17 protein-coding genes and 1 pseudogene are annotated in these 17,703 nt (G+C 59.8%); 14 read left to right on the top strand and 4 right to left on the bottom strand.

From position 1 onward, the window contains the following. Nucleotides 1-84: 84 nt before the first annotated feature. Both BLV09_RS14830 and BLV09_RS38055 read left to right on the top strand, forming a co-directional pair. On the top strand, nt 85-987 hold the full coding sequence (locus tag BLV09_RS14830; protein ID WP_146687851.1) for a transporter: 903 nt from the start codon (nt 85-87) through the stop codon (nt 985-987). A 28-nt stretch (nt 988-1,015) separates the two neighbouring features. Further along, a pseudogene (locus tag BLV09_RS38055) lies at nt 1,016-1,153 on the top strand (SOS response-associated peptidase); the annotation flags it as partial. Between the two features lie 16 nt (nt 1,154-1,169). On the opposite strand, the gene BLV09_RS14820 reads toward BLV09_RS38055, so the two are convergent. Further along, nucleotides 1,170-2,093 carry a 2-dehydropantoate 2-reductase gene (locus tag BLV09_RS14820; protein ID WP_146687850.1) on the bottom strand — a complete coding sequence of 308 codons (924 nt, stop codon included), beginning with the start codon at nt 2,091-2,093 and terminating at the stop codon, nt 1,170-1,172. Between the two features lie 301 nt (nt 2,094-2,394). Here BLV09_RS14820 and BLV09_RS14815 point away from each other — a divergent pair, with 301 nt between their 5' ends. Next, complete coding sequence (locus BLV09_RS14815; RefSeq protein WP_146691129.1) at nt 2,395-3,492, top strand: alpha/beta hydrolase; 1,098 nt, start codon at nt 2,395-2,397, stop codon at nt 3,490-3,492. Nucleotides 3,493-3,572: 80 nt separating this feature from the next. Further along, the gene (locus BLV09_RS14810; RefSeq protein ID WP_146687849.1) at nt 3,573-4,454 is read left to right on the top strand and encodes an alpha/beta fold hydrolase; all 882 of its coding nucleotides are present in this window, start codon (nt 3,573-3,575) and stop codon (nt 4,452-4,454) included. A gap of 77 nt (nt 4,455-4,531) precedes the next feature. On the opposite strand, the gene BLV09_RS14805 is transcribed toward BLV09_RS14810, so the two are convergent. After that, the gene (locus BLV09_RS14805) at nt 4,532-5,881 is read right to left on the bottom strand and encodes an ATP-binding protein (RefSeq protein ID WP_146687848.1); all 1,350 of its coding nucleotides are present in this window, start codon (nt 5,879-5,881) and stop codon (nt 4,532-4,534) included. Further along, nucleotides 5,881-6,639 (bottom strand): response regulator, encoded by a 759-nt coding sequence (locus tag BLV09_RS14800; protein WP_167558730.1) that lies wholly within the window; start codon nt 6,637-6,639, stop codon nt 5,881-5,883. The genes BLV09_RS14805 and BLV09_RS14800 overlap by 1 nt, the downstream gene beginning before the upstream one ends. 577 nt (nt 6,640-7,216) lie before the next feature. On the opposite strand from BLV09_RS14800, the gene BLV09_RS14795 reads away from it, so the two are divergent. The 10 genes from BLV09_RS14795 (at nt 7,217) to BLV09_RS14750 (ending at nt 17,089) form a co-directional block, all read left to right on the top strand. Then, the gene (locus BLV09_RS14795; protein WP_167559077.1) at nt 7,217-7,978 is read left to right on the top strand and encodes a DUF3313 domain-containing protein; all 762 of its coding nucleotides are present in this window, start codon (nt 7,217-7,219) and stop codon (nt 7,976-7,978) included. 442 nt (nt 7,979-8,420) lie between these two features. Continuing rightward, the gene (locus tag BLV09_RS14790; protein WP_100380362.1) at nt 8,421-9,176 is read left to right on the top strand and encodes an SDR family NAD(P)-dependent oxidoreductase; all 756 of its coding nucleotides are present in this window, start codon (nt 8,421-8,423) and stop codon (nt 9,174-9,176) included. 337 nt (nt 9,177-9,513) lie between these two features. Next, nucleotides 9,514-10,671 (top strand): transporter substrate-binding domain-containing protein, encoded by a 1,158-nt coding sequence (locus tag BLV09_RS14785; RefSeq protein ID WP_100380363.1) that lies wholly within the window; start codon nt 9,514-9,516, stop codon nt 10,669-10,671. After that, nucleotides 10,668-11,315, top strand: coding sequence for an ANTAR domain-containing response regulator (locus BLV09_RS14780; protein WP_146687845.1), 648 nt, complete (start codon nt 10,668-10,670; stop codon nt 11,313-11,315). Before BLV09_RS14785 ends, BLV09_RS14780 begins: the two co-directional genes overlap by 4 nt. An 18-nt stretch (nt 11,316-11,333) precedes the next feature. Then, entirely contained in the window at nt 11,334-12,575 is a 1,242-nt protein-coding gene (locus tag BLV09_RS14775; protein WP_100380365.1) for an urea ABC transporter substrate-binding protein, read from the top strand. Between the two features lie 117 nt (nt 12,576-12,692). Further along, entirely contained in the window at nt 12,693-13,565 is an 873-nt protein-coding gene (locus BLV09_RS14770) for an ABC transporter permease subunit (protein ID WP_146687844.1), read from the top strand. Between the two features lie 16 nt (nt 13,566-13,581). Further along, nucleotides 13,582-14,643, top strand: a complete 1,062-nt coding sequence (locus BLV09_RS14765; RefSeq protein WP_146687843.1) for a branched-chain amino acid ABC transporter permease — start codon at nt 13,582-13,584, stop codon at nt 14,641-14,643. Further along, a complete protein-coding gene (locus BLV09_RS14760) occupies nt 14,643-15,359 on the top strand; it encodes an ABC transporter ATP-binding protein (RefSeq protein ID WP_100380368.1) in 717 nt (238 codons plus the stop codon). Before BLV09_RS14765 ends, BLV09_RS14760 begins: the two co-directional genes overlap by 1 nt. Further along, a complete protein-coding gene (locus tag BLV09_RS14755) occupies nt 15,352-16,065 on the top strand; it encodes an ABC transporter ATP-binding protein (RefSeq protein WP_146687842.1) in 714 nt (237 codons plus the stop codon). Before BLV09_RS14760 ends, BLV09_RS14755 begins: the two co-directional genes overlap by 8 nt. A gap of 34 nt (nt 16,066-16,099) precedes the next feature. Continuing rightward, nucleotides 16,100-17,089 (top strand): acetamidase/formamidase family protein, encoded by a 990-nt coding sequence (locus tag BLV09_RS14750; protein WP_146687841.1) that lies wholly within the window; start codon nt 16,100-16,102, stop codon nt 17,087-17,089. Between the two features lie 26 nt (nt 17,090-17,115). Here BLV09_RS14750 and BLV09_RS14745 read toward each other — a convergent pair whose 3' ends face one another. Continuing rightward, nucleotides 17,116-17,553, bottom strand: a complete 438-nt coding sequence (locus BLV09_RS14745; protein ID WP_100380371.1) for a MarR family winged helix-turn-helix transcriptional regulator — start codon at nt 17,551-17,553, stop codon at nt 17,116-17,118. Between the last annotated feature and the right edge of the window lie 150 nt (nt 17,554-17,703).

Here is a 17,703-nt window from a genome sequence, read left to right as displayed (position 1 = left end):
ACGACCTTATCAGGTACACTGATCGAACCACTTGCGACGTGGGCCTCGAATCGCTGCGTGCCTAAGGACGGGTGTGATGCGTTCATGAAGGCGAGGATTTCCGCTGGATCGGAAGAACGCGATGCAGCCGTTATGGTTGGCCGGACGCTTTTCGGCGCTTGCCTCCTCGTTGCTGTGATCGTGCGGCCGACTATTGCATCCTCACAAGAGGCGCCCTCCCGCGATCAAAGCGCAAATACGGGCAACGATTTCTTTAGGCCTCCGTCGAACCTGTTTCAGATGATGACCTATTATAAGACGGCTCCAGGAAGCGGCAGCACGAAGGGATCCATTACCAACGTCACGACCGAGACGTTTAATCTGCGTTATGATCACGCGCTGGATCTGGCGCCTATGTGGATTCTGGCGCTGCGCTCCGATCTGCCCCTGCTTGCCAAGAACCCCATCTCGTCAAGCAATCCCGATGGCGATTACCTGTACGGGGCGGGCGATGCCGATGTCCAGGCCGCCGTCATCCATAACCTGAGCCAACGTTGGGCGGTCGGCTTTGGCGCGCGCCTTATCGCGCCCACCGGCGGAGACACTTTCGGCTCAGGAAAATGGCAGATTATGCCGATTGTCGGTGCGCGTTACGCGCTGTGGGAGATCAATTCATCCAGCTATATCGAGCCGATCGTTCGATACGACGTCAGTTTCGCTGGCGATCCGACCAAGAGAAACATCAGCAACCTGCAATTTGCGCCGACCTTCAACCTGGGTCTACCGGACCGATGGTTCATTACCTTCTACCCGAGCGCCGACATCCGGATAAACTTCGGCGATCCGATCACCGGACAGACCGGGCGACTATTCCTTCCGTTCGACGCCAGAATCGGACGCAAATTGTCGGACAATGTCGCCCTCTCGTTCGAGCTCGGAGTGCCTATTATCAGGGACTACCCGGTGTATAACATAAAGACGCAGGTCAGGCTTAATGTAACGTACTAAGGCGTAGGTGACAGATCGGCGTCAGACCAAGAAGGACATGGTCTGGTTCGCTCTCAACGACGACCGACCGCTGGCCGCGTTCGCTGGCATCTGGACCGAGTACAGAGGCGATCGAGGCACCAAGACCGAGCCTATACCTGGGCCGCATCTGGTCTATGGCTTCCTGCCCATAACGGGATCGCTCAAGCAGGCGTACCCATTATGTAGGGCTTCAGCATTGCATACATCATGCTGTGCACCGGCGTCGCAACGCCAAGCTGGCGGCCGAGCTCCACGACCTTGCCGCCGAGCCAGGGCAGTTCGAGCCGGTTGCCGCGTTCGAGGTCCAGCGCCATCGATGGCTTCATGGCCGGCGGCGCATGCCCGGTGAATTCGAGAATCCGCTCGAGCGCGTCGGCCGGCAGCGCAACGCCCCTGGCGCGGCCGACATCGATCGCTTCCTGATACGCGGCGATGAAAATCGGACGCATATCGGGATCGTCGCGCAACTTGCCGATCGGCTGGCGCGCCACCGACATGATGCTGGCATTGGCCGCGAGCAGGATGAACTTCATCCATAGCTCGGTCAGGATCTGCTCACTCAAGGTCGCGTCGAAGCCGGCCTTCAGGCATAGCGCGTGAAAATCCTGGCCCCGTTTGCGGAGCTTGCCGTCGAGTTCGCCAAAGATCATGCGCATAAAGCTGCCGACCTGCCGGATCAGGCCGGGCCCAACGATCGACGCACTGATCTGCGCCACACCGCCCATTACGGCGTTGCTGCCAAGGATCGGGACCAGCCGTTCGGCGGCGTCGATACCGTTCTGCAGTGGGATCACCGCGGTATCGGGACCAATCAGCGGCTTGATGTGCTGGCCGGCGCTTTCGACGTCCCACAGCTTGACGCAAAACAGCACGATATCGACCTTGCCGATAGCAGCGGGATCGTCGGTGGCCTTCGTCGGCACCAGATGGGTCTCGCCGCGATCGCCTTGAACTTTCAGCCCCTGGTTCTTCATGGTGGCAAGATGGGCGCCGCGCGCGATGAAAGTGACATCGGCGCCTGCCTTGGCCAACGCCGCGCCGAATCCACCGCCGACACCTCCAGCACCGACAACCGCAATTCGCATAAAATTCCTCTTCGCTCTGGAGTCTGTTCAAGCTGGACCGTGAGGCGGATCGTGACGTCAAGAAGCCCTTGGTCCACGCCGTAGTGATCAATTCAACGTTTGGAAGAGTTACCACCCCGCGCGCGTCGTTCCAACCTCGCTCGTTCAACATGTTCGCTTATTACAAGCGCGCTGCCGCGTGGCGCGCTGACGCGAATGCCTCCGTTCTGCGCGTATTGCCAAGGCATCTTTGTTGCGTTCTATTGGGGCCCAGACGTCCACGGCCCGGAGAGGTCGTAGAAGACGAAGTTGGGGAGAGAAAATGTTGCGAATTGTCCGTCTGGCGACGGTGGTCTTGGCCTTGACAATGACGCCCGCTGCATTTGCCCAGGCGCCCGATTTTTCCGCGCTTGAATCATCACAGAATGCCGCCAACTCAGCTGCTGGCCCGCGCAGCTTGCCGGCCAAGGTCGTGCCCGTGCCGCAGGACATCGACGCGGCTGCCCAGGCACTGGTTGCCGCGCCATACCGTCTGCCCGCGTGGAACGCCAACCCGGCTTCGGCCGACGAATGGCGCGCGCTGGTCAAGAAGCTTGCCGATGCTTCGCTGCCTGGGTTGGCAAAAGCGCGAGCGATGCTCGGCGTGACAATGGAGCCGACGGTGATAGGCGGTGTTAAGGGGTTCGTCTTCACGCCCAAGACCATGCCGGACGCCCACCGCAACCAGCTCATCATCAACGTTCATGGCGGCGGCTATGTCTATGGTCCCGGCGAGTCGGGCACCGCTGAGGCCATGCTGATGGCCGCGTACGGTGGCTACAAAGTGATCGAGTTCGACTATCGCATGCCACCGGATGCGCCTTATCCGGCAGCGATGGACGATGCCATGGCGGTCTGGAAGGCAGCGCTGTCGATGCAGGACCCGAGCCGTATGGCGATCGTCGGGACATCGACTGGCGGCGGCATGACGCTGGCGATGATCTTGCGCGCAAAGCAGGAAGGCCTGGCTTTGCCGGCGGCCATCGCACCCGGCACGCCCTGGGCCGATCTGACCGAGACTGGGGACAGCTACAAGACAAACGAATGGCTGGACAACGTTCTCGTCAGCTATAGCGGCTATCTGAGCCACGCTGCCACGCTCTATGCCAACGGCCATGACATGAAGGATCCACAGCTCTCGCCGATTTATGGCGACTTCCATGGATTTCCGCCCACGATCCTGACCACCGGAACACGGGACCTGTTTCTGTCAAACACCGTCCGAACCCATCGAAAGTTGCGGGAGGCTGGAGTGGTCGCCGATCTGCAGGTGTTCGAGGGTTTTTCTCATGCACAATACCTCTTCGATCCCTCGGCTCCCGAGACCAAGGAGGCGTTCGAAGAGATCGCCGCATTCTTCGATCGATACCTCGCCAAATAATTTGATGATGGCCGATCCGGTCGTTCGAATAGCATAAGCTCGCAGGGAACTGGCAACAAACGATCGAAGGTAAATTCGGCATGATGGATGGTTTCAAAAAGGAAACGCTTCACGTCAATGGTGTGGACATCGTGCTGCGTCACGGCGGAAGTGGACCACCGCTGCTGCTGATGCACGGCAATCCCTTCACGCATCTATCCTGGAACCGCGTGGCGCCTGAACTGGCCAGGCATTTCACCGTCGTGACGCCGGATATCAGGGGTTACGGAGACAGTTCGAAGCCCGACGGCGGCGACGACCATTTTGCCTATTCCTTCCGGGAGATGGGCAAGGACATGGTCGAGGTGATGAAGAGGCTGGGATTCGAGGCGTTCTCCGCGGCCGGCCACGACCGGGGTGCGCGGGTTCTGCATCGCATGTGTCTGGATCATCCCGACAAAATAAAGAAGGCGTGCTTCGTGGACATGTTGCCTCAGCACCATTTGCTGAACAACGTCACGTTCAATTGGGGAAAATTCTCCTGGCACTGGTTCTTCATGATCCAGCCGACGCCATATCCGGAAACGATGATCAGCCATGACGCGGAGTTCTTTCTGCGGAAAAAACTCTCGAAGACCGGGCAGGGCATGAGCTTCTTCGTTCCGGAAGCGCTGGAGGAGTATATCCGCTGCATCAAGAACCCCCGCACCGTGTACGCCATGTGCGAAGACTATCGCGCGACCGTTTCGTGCGATCTCGATATGGATACGGTGGATTTCAACGCCGGCAGGAAGGTGACGTGCCCGACATTCCTGCTATGGGGCGCGACCGGCGGTGTCGGACGAAACCACAATGCGAAGGAAGTCTGGTCGAAATACGCGACCAACATCGTAGGCACGTCGGCCGCTCCTGCGGGACATTACGTGCAGGAAGAAGCGCCCAAGGAGACCTTAGAGGCCATGCAAAAATTTTTCGCGGGCTAGCTGCTGAGCCTGGTGAAAGTAAGCGCGTATTGGCGGGCCCGTGTGTCCATCTTTTGCACCGGATCGGGTGCGTTGTCTCAAGCTACGCTTAGAGAAATTTCGGCAGGAAGAACTATCTGGACGACCAGACCCACCGGCTCGCGCACGAGCAGGCTGATGACGCCTCCATGCCGCTTGACGATCTCTTGCGCGATCGACAATCCGAGACCGAAGCCGCCACCGTTCTGTGATCGTGCGTTGTCGGCCTTGAAAAATGGTTCGAAAACCTTGTCGTGAAGCGCGGCGGGAATTCCAGCGCCATCATCAGCGATTTCGATCTCGACTCTCTCGTGCAGAGTGCTTCTCAGAGTTATCGCAACTGTGTTGCCATGCTTGACGCCATTCTCGACGATGTTGGTGAGAGCACGCGTAAGCGCTCTTGGCTGGACGGTCCAGGCCAGCCGCGGCGGCCCCTGATACGATACGGCATGCCCCACATCCGTAAAATCCCAACAGATCGTCTGAAGAACGCTGGGGAGATCGACGCGGGACATCGGTTCGGATTTGCCGTCGTCGCGCAGATAATCGAGCGTCTCGTCGAGCATGCGGCTTACATTGACGAGGTCACCAAGTATGCTGTCCCTTAACCCTTCCTGGGTCACGCGTTCGGCGCGCAGCCTGAGCCTCGTGAGAGGCGTGCGGAGATCATGACTGATGGCGGCGAGCATCCGTGTTCGGTCGTCAAGCAACGCGCGGATGCGCGTGCGCATCTCGTTGAGGGCGTCGGCAACCTGGGCGATTTCACGCGGCCCCCTGCGACCGATGATCTGGCTATCTTGTGGAGAGCGTCCGAAGGATTGTGCAGCTCTGGCGACAGCGGCCAGCGGCGCGGTGATCCATCGCACGGCGTAGACTGACAGAAGCAAGATGAACACCAAGACAATGGTCAGCACCAGGGCAGTTGGCGTCATCAGAAAGCGCCAGAGCGTCGTGGTGGTCTTCGCATCGAAGACCAAGGCGTGGTCGTTATCCAGCCTCACCGCGAGTTGCTGCTCCGGACCGGCCGCATATCGAACGCCTTCGAGGACACGGACGCCCGGTTCCGATTCCAGCTGCCGCATGAAGGGCAGGGACCGGAATGGCAGGCCGGTATTATCGGGCAGGGCTTCCAGATCCGAGATGGCGACCCGGTCCACTCGAACGCCGGCGTTCCGAATCGCTACCAGAATGGTGTCGATTTCAGCGGGGTCCTTTGCTGCACGCACGATACGGGTCACCTGCGCTATGCGCGAAGCCACGGCAGAGGGGGTATCCCTCGGAACAGTCGTACCAAACACGAAAACGACGATTGCGATCGTGACCACGATGCCGAGCAGCACGGAGACAGCGACGATGCCAGTGATCTGCGCAGTGATGCTACGCGGCACGAAACGCTGGATCGATCCCATCAGGCCTGCTCCACGGCGGGGATGAACACATACCCGCCGAGCCGGACGGTCTTGATAACAGCTGGATCGCGTGGATCGACCTCGATCTTCTGCCGGATACGGCTGATATGAACATCAATACTGCGCTCGATCGGCCCGGATGAACCACCATGAATCAATTCAATCAACTGGTCTCGCGAAAGAACCCTTCCAGGGTTGCGGCAAAATGCCAGCAGCAGGTCAAATTCGACGCTCGTAAGGGCGATCCTGATGCCGTCCGGATCATGCAGTTCGCGGGCTGCAGCATCGATCCGCCATCCGGCAAATGTCAGCGGTCGGGCGCGAAAGCGGGAGAGCCCGGGGGCGCTTTCGGCACGACGCAGCAGCGCGCGAATGCGGGCGACAAGTTCGCGCGAGTTGAAGGGCTTCGAGACATAATCGTCCGCGCCGATCTCAAGGCCAAGGATCCGGTCGATCTCTTCGCCACGGGCTGTGACCATGATGATCGGAATCTGAGACGTCGCTCGTAGCCTGCGGCAAATACTCAGGCCATCCTCGCCCGGCAGCATGACATCGAGCACGACAAGATCGATATCGTCGCGATTTAACGCTGCGTCCATCTCCGTTGCCGAGCTGACGAAGGAAGGTTCAAAGCCACTCTCTTCCAGCACATCAGTCAGCATGCGCGCGATATCAGCATCATCCTCGACGCACAGTATCCGCGCTTTCGCGGCCGGGAGATTGGAATGCGAAGCAGACATGAAGTCCTGTAGGGCCATTAGATGAATCTAGCAGGTCCCGGTGGCCTCGGATCACCCGGAAAATATAAAGTTTTGCTAAGGATTGCGTCTCCATCTGACGATTGTTGGGCACACTCCGAGAGAAACATTTCTTAACATCACTTAATCCGCACACCCTCGTCCGGGATTTATCGTGCCGCAGCGGTTCACCGGAGGAATACCATGCGGAAGCTTCTGTTCGTGTTCATGATTTATGCTCTGCCGCCGGCCGGGCCGGCTCTGGCTCAGCAGCCACAGGGATCAAGTCCCCAAATGTCTGAGGTCGGGGACGACGTCCGACTGATGTGCCGCAACGCAGCCCTCAAGCTTTGCGACCCCGGATACCCTCCGGATCGCGCGGCGTTCCGCCATTGCGTCGAGGAAAAGAGAGAGAAGCTGCCCCTGCAATGCTTGGCCTTGTTCGCTCAATCCGGGCCACCGCCGAGATGACATATCTGATCGATGCGCCCGGACGTTGCGGATACGCGTTTTGTTAGCCCGGTCAGCAGGAAAGAGACGAGTGTTCGCCGCGCTCGTCTGGGTGACGAGCCTGTTGTCCGGCTGCGCCGACGCGCCAATGATCCGCGGAGGTTCATTGTCGTCCTATGACGACCTGACGCCGTCAGACGGCGTGCTGACGAAATCGCTCGTTCGCGTTAACAAGGATGGCGTCCTCGCAGCGAAGACGGTGCGGATCATTCCCACCGCGTTCTCGGAAGCTGCATCGCCGGTACTTTCGGAAAAGCAGCGCAGGCTGGTTGCCAATTCTGCCAACCGCTCACTGTGCATCGGTCTAAGCGAGCGCTTTCGGATTGTTGAAGCCAATGAGCCGGCGGACCTGACGGTTTACGCCGTGGTTACTCAAGCGACCGCCACGAACGAAGTTGCGGCCGGTGCCTCCAAGGTCGTATCGATCGTTCCCACAGCGCTTGGTGTACCCGCTCCAGTTCCGCGCATTCCGGTTGGACTGGGAAGTCTGACACTTGAGGCGGAGGCGCAAGACGCAACAGGAAAGCAGCAGGCTGCCATGATCTGGGCGCGCGGCGCGGATTCGTTCACGAGCACACCCCGGGTCTCGACAGCGGGAGATGCTTATGATCTTGCGACTACTTTTGGCGGAGACTTCAGCAAACTGCTTGTCACCGGCAGCAGCCCGTTTGGGAAGATGCCGAGCGCGCCGTCGTTGCAGGCGATCGGGGCGTCGCTCGGCGGCAAGCCCAAATACTCGGCTTGCGAGGCATTCGGCAAGAATCCCGGCGTCGGCGGTATAATCGCAGGACATGTCGGCTTGCCGCCGGATTGGTCCGACGACGGGGCGCCGGCTGGGAACAAGCCGTAATCGCACGAATGTTCGGAAGAGGGAGATGCGGCCCGCTCCGCGTGGTGTTGGCCGTAATTTCGCGCCTTCTCTTTTTTCAGCGTTAGCAGCACCCGAGTCGCTTGCAATAATCGAGCAGCGCGTGGTGGCGGTGGGGAATTCGCGACGGGCCCAGGTTGATATGATATAGAGGCCACTGCGTTTTGAAAAACCGCGCCCCTCAATCTGTTCATCGCAGCGAGGTCACCGCTCGTGTCGCCCTCACGCCAACGATTAGGAACTCACGCTGATGAAGTCCGTTCACTGACGGTTGGGTAAACACAGAACGTGGATTTAATTCGCTGTCTGATTCGAAGGCCCGGCCGCGGCCAGCAATCTTTGGAATGAAATTTGCAATTTCGCAGCAGATCGGTGATGAATCTGCCTCTGCAAGTTGAACGGTTTCGCAACAAGAGATCAGAACATGGACCTCGGGTTAAAAGGCAAGAATGTGCTGGTGACCGGCGGCAGCAAGGGAATTGGTCTTGCGGTAGCGGAATTGTTCGCGGCGGAAGGCGCCAATGTTGCGATCTGCGCCCGCAACGCCGAGCAGGTGAGCGGCGTCGTTAAGTCGCTCGCCGCCAAAGGCGTCGTGGCATGGGGCGCCGCGGTTGATGTCGCCGATCCTGTGGCACTGCAACAATGGGTCGAAGGCGCTGCTGCAGCGCTTGGCGGCATCGACATCCTCGTTTGCAATGTCAGCGCGTTGGCCGTCGGCAACACGCCGGAAACGTGGGAAAATTCGTTTCGCGTCGACATGATGCACACGGTAAATTCCGTTGCGGCGGCGCTGCCCTTCCTGGAGAAATCCAAATCGGCGTCGATCGTGATCGTCTCCAGCGTGTCCGGCTTCGAGATCGATTTTGCTGCCGGCTCCTATGGCGCCTTCAAGGCGGCGCTGATTCATTATGCCAAAGGGCTTAGCAACCAACTGATCGCCAAAGGGATTCGCGTCAACGCCGTGTCGCCCGGCAACACCTATTTCGAAGGCGGCATCTGGCAGAATATCGAGAATGGCTCGCCGGATCTGTACAAGCTGGCGATGTCACTCAACCCGACTGGCCGGATGGGCACGGCGCAGGAAGTCGCTGCCGGCGTGGTGTTTGTCGCAAGCCCGATTGCCAGTCGGATTTCTGGCACCAATCTGATTATCGATGGCGCTCTCACCAAAGCGGTTTGACGATGGCCGGCTAAATCCGTGAAGCGTGGTTGCGGACTTGCGAGCGTCCGCAGCCGCGCATTCGCCATCGATGCCGTTTCCTTGATCGTCTGGCGCTCACAATTTGCACATGGTGCTTACAAACGCTGCGTTTGGAAACTTTCGAATTGGTTTTTTTCGAAATGCGCCGTCCGGAAATAAATTTAGTCTTGACAGGTTAGCGCTGTCGGGCGAGCCTTCGAAATAGGCGCTGGGCAAAGATGCCCGAAGCGGCGCCACCCAATTTGCAAACATCCTTCTGACGGCACAGTTTTCGCCGGGGCCCTGGACTAGCGGGCTTGTTGCGTTGGGTAGATTCATGGCGCTGCAGGATCTTCAGGTCGGTTATCTCTTCTCCTCGACGGGCTCATACGAGCTGGTCGCGCGCTCGATGCTCAATGGCGCCCTGCTTGCCGCGGATCAGATAAACGCCTCCGGGCTCGGCGTTCGCTTTGAGCCGACCGTCCTCAATCCCGGCGGCGACCTCTCGCAATACTCCGCACTCACGGCCAGATTGCTGGAACGCAACTTCCGACACGTCGTCGGTTGCTACACGTCATTATCGCGCAAGGAAGTCATCCCCCTGTTCGAGAAGCACGACGCTCTGCTGTGGTATCCTTCGCACTACGAGGGCTTCGAGAGCTCCACCAACGTCATCTACACCGGTGCTGCGCCAAACCAGCATGTGTTGCCGCTGGTCGAATACCTGCTGACGCACCACGGCCATCGCGCATACTGCGTCGGCTCTAATTACATCTGGGCCTGGGAAAACAACCGCATCCTGCGCGAGAGTGTCACCGCGCGCCAGGGTTCTGTGCTGGCCGAACGCTATTTTGCCCTCGGTGAAACGGATTTCCACCAGGCGATCGAGGCGATCATCGAAGCACGTCCTTCGTTCGTGTTCCTGACTCTGATCGGCACCTCGGCCTATCAGTTCTTCCGTGAGTTCAGGACGGCGTGCCGCGCACGCGGGATCGACCAGGCACGGGAAATTCCCGTGGCGAGCTGCTCGCTGTCCGAACCCGAGCTGCAAGCGATCGGAGAAGACGCCGTCGATGGTCATTTGAGTTCGAGCGTGTATTTTTGCTCGATTGAAAGCGCTGCCAACCGGCGATTTCTCGATGCCTACCAAGTGCGGTTTCCGGATGGGCCGACTGCGTCCGCCGATGCGGAGGCGTCCTATAACGCCGCGTGGCTTCTGGCGCGGGCAGCCGCGGCCGCCGGGACCGGCGACCCGCGCGCGGTCAAGACGGAGCTCGTCCGGCAGCCGCATCTCGACGCGCCGCAGGGCGAAGTCTGGATCGACGAGCAGACCTTCCACGCCTATTTGACGCCGCGGATCGGTCGTTCGAACCGCAACGCGAGGTTCGACCTGGTCAGCGAAGCTCGTGCGCCGGTTCGACCGGACCCTTACCTCGTGCATAATTCTTCGCGGTTCGAAGCTGCGACCGCTCCCTCGCTGAGGCTGGTGTCATGACAGAGCCGAGGTTGCTCCAGAATTTCAGCGGCGGCCGCGCCATCGTGGTGACGGATCGGGCGTCGTCGCTCGATGTGTTGACGACCTCGCTGGATCGGCTCGGCGTCACTACCAGTCCCGACGATATTGTCGGAAGCATCGCAGCGATCGATCTCGCAAAGCTTCAGCCGGACCGCAATATCATTTTCGTTGACGGTGACATCAGCGATGGGGCGGTGCTTCCGCTCAGCGCGATCGGTGGACTGCCGCCGGCGCCGGTCATTGGGCTGCTCGGTGTCAGTGCCCCCAGCCGCCTCAAAGCCCTGATGAGGGCGGGCGCCACATCGTTTCTTCGAAAGCCCGTCCACACTGCGGCGGTCTATCCCGCGCTGTTTGTCGGGATCAACGAATATCGCCGCCATCGGCATCTGGAAACGCTGCTGGAGGATCAGGAGCGCCGCCGCCGAAGTCGGCGGGACGTGGTCAAAGCAATCATCCGGACGATGTCGGACTACGGCATCGACGATGACGCGGCCTACGAACTGCTTCGTCGACGCAGCATGAGAACGCGTCAGACGATGGAGGAGCTGTGCAAAGACTTGGCCCGGTCGTCAGACGGGCAAGAACGCGGCGAATTCGTCCTGAGGAGAAAACTCGCCGACTAAACCCAAGAGGAGAGTCAGATGCTAGAACGTATTGCGAGGGGGGCGCGTGCCGTGTCCCTCATCGGAGCCGGCTTGCTTGCTGCAGGCTCGGCCTACGCGGCGGACCCGATCAAGCTCGGTGTCCTTGAAGATCAATCGGGCGACTTCGCGCTCGCTACCATCGGAAAGGTGCATGGCATCCAGCTCGCCACCGACGAAATCAATGCTGCCGGCGGCATCGCCGGGCGCAAGCTCGAGCTGGTCATCTACGATACGCAATCAGACAACACCCGCTACCAGGAATTCATGCGCCGCGTGCTCCAACGCGACAAGGTCGACGTGGTGTTCGCTGGATTTTCCAGCGCCTCGCGCGAAGCCTATCGCCCGATCGTCGATCAGCTCGATGGCTTTGCCTTCTATAACAACCAGTACGAAGGCGGCGTCTGCGACGGCCATATGGTCGTCACCGGCGCGGTTCCGGAACAGCAGTTCTCGACGCTGATCCCGTGGATGATGGAAAAATACGGCAAGCGCGTCTACACCATCGCCGCCGATTATAATTTCGGCCAGATCTCGGCCGAATGGGTACGCATGATCGTCAAGCAGAACGGCGGCGAAATGGTCGGCGAAGAGTTCATTCCGCTTGGTGTGTCGCAGTTCTCGCAGACCATCCAGAATATCCAGAAGGTCAAACCGGATGTGCTGATCACCTTGCTCGTCGGCACCGCGCAGGCATCCTACTATGAGCAGGCCGCCGCGGCGAACCTGAAGATCCCGATGGGCAGCTCGGTCAATGTCGGCCAGGGCTACGAGCACAAGCGCTTCAAGCCGCCGAGCCTCGCCAATATGTACGCGACGGTGAACTATATCGAGGAAGTCGATACACCGGAGAGCAAGGCATTCGTGGCGAAGTGGAAGGCGAAATTCCCGAACGAGCCTTACATCAATCAGGAAGCCGAAAACTCCTACCACGCCGTCTATCTGTACAAGCAGATGGTCGAGCGGGCCAACGGTTCGACCAAGCGGGCCGATTTGCGCGCCGTGATCGCCAAGGGAGACGTCTGTGTCAACGCGCCGGAAGGCAAGGTCTGCATAGACCCGAAGAGCCAGCACGTCTCACATACGATCTACATGGCGAGGGTCGGTGAAGATCATTCGATCACGTTCCCGAAAGTCTGGAACGATATCAAGCCGTATTGGCTTGGCGATGCCGGATGTGACCTCACCAAGAAGGATCCGATGGAGCAATACACACCCAGCAATCCGCCGCCGAAGACCTGATGGCCGCGAGATCGAGGGGCGATTGCCGTCCCTCGATCTCCTTGGCAACATATCCTCATCGAGGCTTCGCCTATTGATGACCCGGAAGAGTATCCTCTTCACCCTGCGAGGCCTTGAATGGACTTCCTGAGTTCGCTGTTCGGATTCCTCTACCAATGCGGCGATGCCTTCGCATTTCTGGTGCTGGCCGCGTGCGGGCTCGCGGTTATTTTCGGCATGATGGGCGTGATCAATCTCGCCCATGGCGAATTTATCATGTGCGGCGCTTACGTGACGGTAGCGACCGCACGTGCCGGCCTGCCGCTGCCGCTTGCCATCCTCTGTGGGGCGCTTGCCGCCGGATTGGTCGGGCTCGTCGTCGAGCGCCTTGTGGTCCGGCAGCTTTATGGCCGGCCGATGGATACCATCGTCGCGACCTGGGGACTGAGCCTGATCGCCACGCAGGGCACCCTGATCGTATTAGGGTCCAGCATGCCGGGCGTCGGGGTTCCGCTCGGCAGCTTCACGGTCGGCGCCTATTCCTATTCGACCTATCGGTTGGTGCTGATCGTCGCCGCTCTGGCGGTTCTGGTCGGATTATATCTCGCCTTCAACAAGACCAAGTTCGGGATCCTCGCCCGGGCGACGATCCAGTTGCCGCACATGGCCGAGGCCTTGGGCGTCGACACCAAATTTGTCTACAGCATGACCTTCGCGCTCGGGGCGGCGCTGGCGGGATTGGTCGGCGGGCTCTATGCGCCGACCATGACCATCGTGCCGACCATGGGCAGCACGTTCATCATGGAGGCGTTTGTCACGGTCGTTGTCGGTGGCGCCGATATCTTTCTCGGCACCGCCCCGGCCGGCGCCGTGCTCGGCGTGGTCAAGGCTGCGATGACGTCATGGCAAGGACAGTTGTTTGGGCAGATCGGACTGCTGATCGCCGTCATCGTCGTTATTCGTGTGCTGCCAAAAGGCATCTCGGGCTTCATCCTGCGCGAGCGAAGTTGAGAGAGCGGTTTCGGACATGACACGCTATTTGCCGTTCATCCGTCTGCTTCAGGGTCCGCAGACACTCGGCCGCGGTCCGCTGTTCTGGGTCGCCGCGGTCGCGGTTCTGCTCGTTGCGGTAATCTATCCGCTGCTGGCGGATGGCTACACGGTCGGCAACACCGTCTACTTCTTCACCTGGACGTTCATGGCGCTGGGGCTGTGCCTGATCTGGGGCTATGGCGGCACGCTCAGCTTCGGCCAGACCGCGTTCTTCGGTTTATCGGGATATGCCTACGGCGTTCTCACCCTTAACTTCGGCGCGGCCTACGGCTTCACATTGATCGCCCTGATCGCCGCGCTGGCCTGCACCGCGGTGTTCGCGGCCGTCCTTGGCTATTTTCTTTACTTCGGTCGGATCAGCGGTGTCTTCCTCGGCATCGTCACGCTCTCGGTCACGCTGGTGTTAGAGCGCTTCATGGCTCAGACCGCGGGTCCCGAATGGCACATCGGCATCGCGCGCCTGAATGGCTTCAATGGCATGAACGGCATGCCGCCGCTGACGCTGCCCTGGTTCGGCCATCCCATTGTCCTGTTTCCCGATGTCGGGCTTTATTATCTCGTTCTCACGTTGTTGGTGCTGACCTATCTCGGGCTTCGCATGCTCGTGAACTCCAAATTCGGCAACGTGCTGGTGGCGATCCGGGAGAATCCCGAGCGCGCCGAGATGCTGGGTTACGACGTACGCAAGTATCAGCTGGTGGCGTTCGTGATCGGCGCTGTCATGGCCGGGCTCAGCGGCGTGCTCTACACGGCATGGGGCCAATACATCACGCCTTCGAGCATGAGCATTACGGCGGCGGCGTTGCCGATCGTCTGGGTCGCCGTCGGTGGCCGCGGCGATCTGACCGCGACGCTGATCGGAACGCTTGCGGTGCTGGCGGCGTTCCAAGCGCTGACGATCTATGGCAGCCAGTATGCGCTTGTCGTAATGGGGCTGCTGCTGGTCGCGACGGTGCTGATTGCGCCGGAAGGTTTGATCGTCACGTTCACCAGGTTCGTCGGCCGGATGCGGCATGGTCCGAAGGAAGCGGCCTGATGTCCATTCTCGAAACCCGCGGTCTCAACAAGCATTTCGGCGGCCTGCATGTCACCGCGGATGTCAACCTTGCGCTTGAGGAGGGCGAGATTCATTGCCTGATCGGCCCGAACGGCGCCGGCAAGAGCACGTTGTTCCGTCTGATCCTTGGCGAGCACGCGCCGTCCTCCGGCAGCATTTTTTATGCAGGACACGACATCACTCCGCTGAAGTCGTTCCAGCGGATCCGGCGCGGCATGAGCGTCAAATTTCAGGTGCCCGGCATCTTCAAGGCACTCAGTGCGCGGCAAAATCTCGAGATCGCGCTTCAGCATCATCTCGAAGGCGGTTCGCTTGATGCGGAGGCTGACCGGCTGCTTGATTTCCTTCATTTGCGTGAGGTGGCCGAGCAATTCGCGGGCAATCTCAGCCACGGCCAGAAGCAATGGCTCGAGATCGGCATGGCGATCAGCCTGAAACCGAAACTGTTGCTGCTCGACGAGCCGACCGCCGGCATGTCACCGGCTGAGACGTTCGCGACCGGTGAGATCGTCCAGACCTTGAACGCCGATGGCGTCACCATTCTCGCGGTTGAGCACGATATGAGCTTTGTCCGGCAGGTGGCGAGGCGGGTCACGGTCCTGCATCTGGGCCGGATTTTTGCGCAAGGCACCATCGAGCAAATCGTCGCCGATGAACGTGTTGCGGCGATTTATCTGGGGCACGGCCATGCGTAGCGAAGTGGTCCTCACGGCGCTCAAGCTGCGCTCTGGGTACGGCGGCAAGCCGGTTCTGCAGGGAATCGACATGGATGTCCGTGCCGGCGAGATCGTCGCGGTGATCGGCCGCAACGGCGTCGGCAAGTCGACGCTGATGCGGACGCTGATCGGGCTGTTGCCGCCGACCGAAGGCTCGATCGTGTTCAAGGGGCAGGATGTCAGTGCGCTGGTGGCGCATCGCCGCGCCCGCCTCGGGATCGGCTATGTGCCGCAGGGGCGCGACGTTTTTCCACGCATGAGCGTCGAGGAGAACCTCAAGGTCGGCGAGATGATCGGCGGCAAGGTCGGTCCCGACGATTACAAACGCGTCTACGCCACGTTTCCGATTCTTGCCGAGCGGCGCAGCCAGCAAGCCGGAACCATGTCCGGCGGCCAGCAACAGCAACTCGCGATCGGCCGCGTCATGATCAGCAAGCCGTCGCTGATTCTGCTCGATGAGCCGTCGGAAGGCATTCAGCCGTCGATCGTGCAGGACATCGCCCGCACCATCGTCGATCTGAATCGAAGGACCAATGTCACCATCGTCTTCGTCGAGCAGAATCTCGACATGATCCGCGCGATGGCGCAGCGCTGCTACGTCATGGACAAGGGTCGGATCGTCGCGGCGCTGACGCCGGCGGACCTCGATGATCGTGAAGTGGTGCGACGGCATCTTGCCGTCTGAGCGGAATTTTCAACCAGCAGGAAGGACCATCAACATGTCATGGCTCGAAACCTCCATCATGGCGCGCAAGGGTCTCGCGAAAGGCAAGCCGGGCAAGGCCTACTCGATCACCGAAGAAAGCCAGGGCCAATATCACTACGTCTACGGTCCGTACGCGAAGCCGGTGCTGAAGGTGGATCCGGGGTCGGTGATTTCAGCCGAAACGCACGATGCGTTCGAGGGCAAGATCAAATATGAAACCGATAAACCGAGCGAGATTTTGAATTTCCCGTTTCTCAATCCGCAGAACGGGCCGATCTATGTCAACGGCGCGGAGAAGGGCGATACGCTGGCGGTGTACATCAAATCGATCGTACCGCGCGGGCCGCAGCCGGTGGGAACGACCTGTTTGATCAGGGAATTCGGCGGTCTGGTCGCGACCGGCGACACTGCGCTGCTCAATCCTCCATTACCCGAACGGGTCAAGAAGGTCGAAGTCACGCTGGAGGGCGGCGTCAAATGGAGCGACAAGCTCACGCTGCCCTATCAGCCTTTCATCGGGACCATCGGGACGTCGCCGGAAATCGAGGCGATTACCTCGCTGCAGCCGGACTATTATGGCGGCAACATGGATTTGCCCGACGTAGGCGTTGACGCGGTCATCTACCTGCCGGTCAACGCGCCCGGAGCGTTACTTTATCTGGGCGACTGCCACGCCATCCAGGGCGACGGCGAGTTGTGCGGCGTCGCGCTGGAGCATCCGACCGTCACCACGGTGCAGGTCGATCTCATCAAGAAATGGACGTTCAAATGGCCGCGGCTGGAGAACGAAAAGTTTTTCATGACGATCGGCTCCAGCCGTCCGATGGAGGACGCCGCCCGGATTGCCTATCGCGAGCTGATCCGCTGGATGGCCGCCGATTTCGGTTTCGAGGAACTCGACGCGTATATGCTGCTGACCCAATGCGGCCGCATGCGGCTCGGCAACATGGTCGATCCGAAATACACGCTCGGTGCGTCGATCCTGAAATCCTACCTCGCCTGATCGCGAAAGGATGGCGGATGGAAAGCCTAGTTCGCCTTCTCGATCAGGCTTTCGAGAAGCCGCTTCAATTCCGCCGTCGCCTTGTTGCCGTAACTTTCGGCGATGTGGGATTCCTGACTCAGCGCAAGCGAATTCAAGCGCTGAGTCAGAGCCTTTCCGCGGTCGGAGCTGAACATCAGCACCTTGCGCCGGTCCTCGGCGTCCTGGACGCGGTAGACCAGAGAATCGGACACCATGCGATCGACCATCTTGGTCAGGGTCGGGTGATTGAGCAGCACCGTTTCCGCAAGCTCACCCATCGAATGACCCTTGCCGTCCGAAAGCACTTTCAGGATGCGCCACTGCTCCACCGGCACGCCTTCCGTCCGGAAGCGCGCATCCAGCTGTCGATTGATTTCCCGGTTAGCCTGCGCAAGCAGATAAGCGAGGTGCTCGGTGATGGGTTTGCTCGGCGATCTAGCCACGGTTCTGGATTTCGTTCGTTGAGTTCTGGATGATTATTGAGCCAATTTGCTTGTTCTGTATGCACGTGAATCGTTGAATATTCAATATTTTCCACTAGGATATTTCGGTTGCCGGGATAAGCTAAATAGTGCCGACCTAAGCCGAAAGGA

Source organism: Bradyrhizobium canariense (assembly GCF_900105125.1).
GTDB classification, from domain to species: Bacteria; Pseudomonadota; Alphaproteobacteria; order Rhizobiales; family Xanthobacteraceae; genus Bradyrhizobium; species Bradyrhizobium canariense_A.
The sequence above is the reverse complement of the archived record's forward strand: the minus strand, read 5'-3'. Positions and strand labels throughout refer to the sequence as shown.

Excerpts from the sequence above, each read along its gene's own strand:
- BLV09_RS14830 (WP_146687851.1), top strand. The coding sequence starts at position 85 with ATGAAGGCGAGGATTTCCGCTGGATCGGAAGAACGCGATGCAGCCGTT.
- BLV09_RS14820 (WP_146687850.1), bottom strand. The coding sequence starts at position 2,093 with ATGCGAATTGCGGTTGTCGGTGCTGGAGGTGTCGGCGGTGGATTCGGC.
- BLV09_RS14815 (WP_146691129.1), top strand. The coding sequence starts at position 2,395 with ATGTTGCGAATTGTCCGTCTGGCGACGGTGGTCTTGGCCTTGACAATG.
- BLV09_RS14810 (WP_146687849.1), top strand. The coding sequence starts at position 3,573 with ATGATGGATGGTTTCAAAAAGGAAACGCTTCACGTCAATGGTGTGGAC.
- BLV09_RS14805 (WP_146687848.1), bottom strand. The coding sequence starts at position 5,881 with ATGGGATCGATCCAGCGTTTCGTGCCGCGTAGCATCACTGCGCAGATC.
- BLV09_RS14800 (WP_167558730.1), bottom strand. The coding sequence starts at position 6,639 with ATGGCCCTACAGGACTTCATGTCTGCTTCGCATTCCAATCTCCCGGCC.
- BLV09_RS14795 (WP_167559077.1), top strand. The coding sequence starts at position 7,217 with ATGATCCGCGGAGGTTCATTGTCGTCCTATGACGACCTGACGCCGTCA.
- BLV09_RS14790 (WP_100380362.1), top strand. The coding sequence starts at position 8,421 with ATGGACCTCGGGTTAAAAGGCAAGAATGTGCTGGTGACCGGCGGCAGC.
- BLV09_RS14785 (WP_100380363.1), top strand. The coding sequence starts at position 9,514 with ATGGCGCTGCAGGATCTTCAGGTCGGTTATCTCTTCTCCTCGACGGGC.
- BLV09_RS14780 (WP_146687845.1), top strand. The coding sequence starts at position 10,668 with ATGACAGAGCCGAGGTTGCTCCAGAATTTCAGCGGCGGCCGCGCCATC.
- BLV09_RS14775 (WP_100380365.1), top strand. The coding sequence starts at position 11,334 with ATGCTAGAACGTATTGCGAGGGGGGCGCGTGCCGTGTCCCTCATCGGA.
- BLV09_RS14770 (WP_146687844.1), top strand. The coding sequence starts at position 12,693 with ATGGACTTCCTGAGTTCGCTGTTCGGATTCCTCTACCAATGCGGCGAT.
- BLV09_RS14765 (WP_146687843.1), top strand. The coding sequence starts at position 13,582 with ATGACACGCTATTTGCCGTTCATCCGTCTGCTTCAGGGTCCGCAGACA.
- BLV09_RS14760 (WP_100380368.1), top strand. The coding sequence starts at position 14,643 with ATGTCCATTCTCGAAACCCGCGGTCTCAACAAGCATTTCGGCGGCCTG.
- BLV09_RS14755 (WP_146687842.1), top strand. The coding sequence starts at position 15,352 with ATGCGTAGCGAAGTGGTCCTCACGGCGCTCAAGCTGCGCTCTGGGTAC.
- BLV09_RS14750 (WP_146687841.1), top strand. The coding sequence starts at position 16,100 with ATGTCATGGCTCGAAACCTCCATCATGGCGCGCAAGGGTCTCGCGAAA.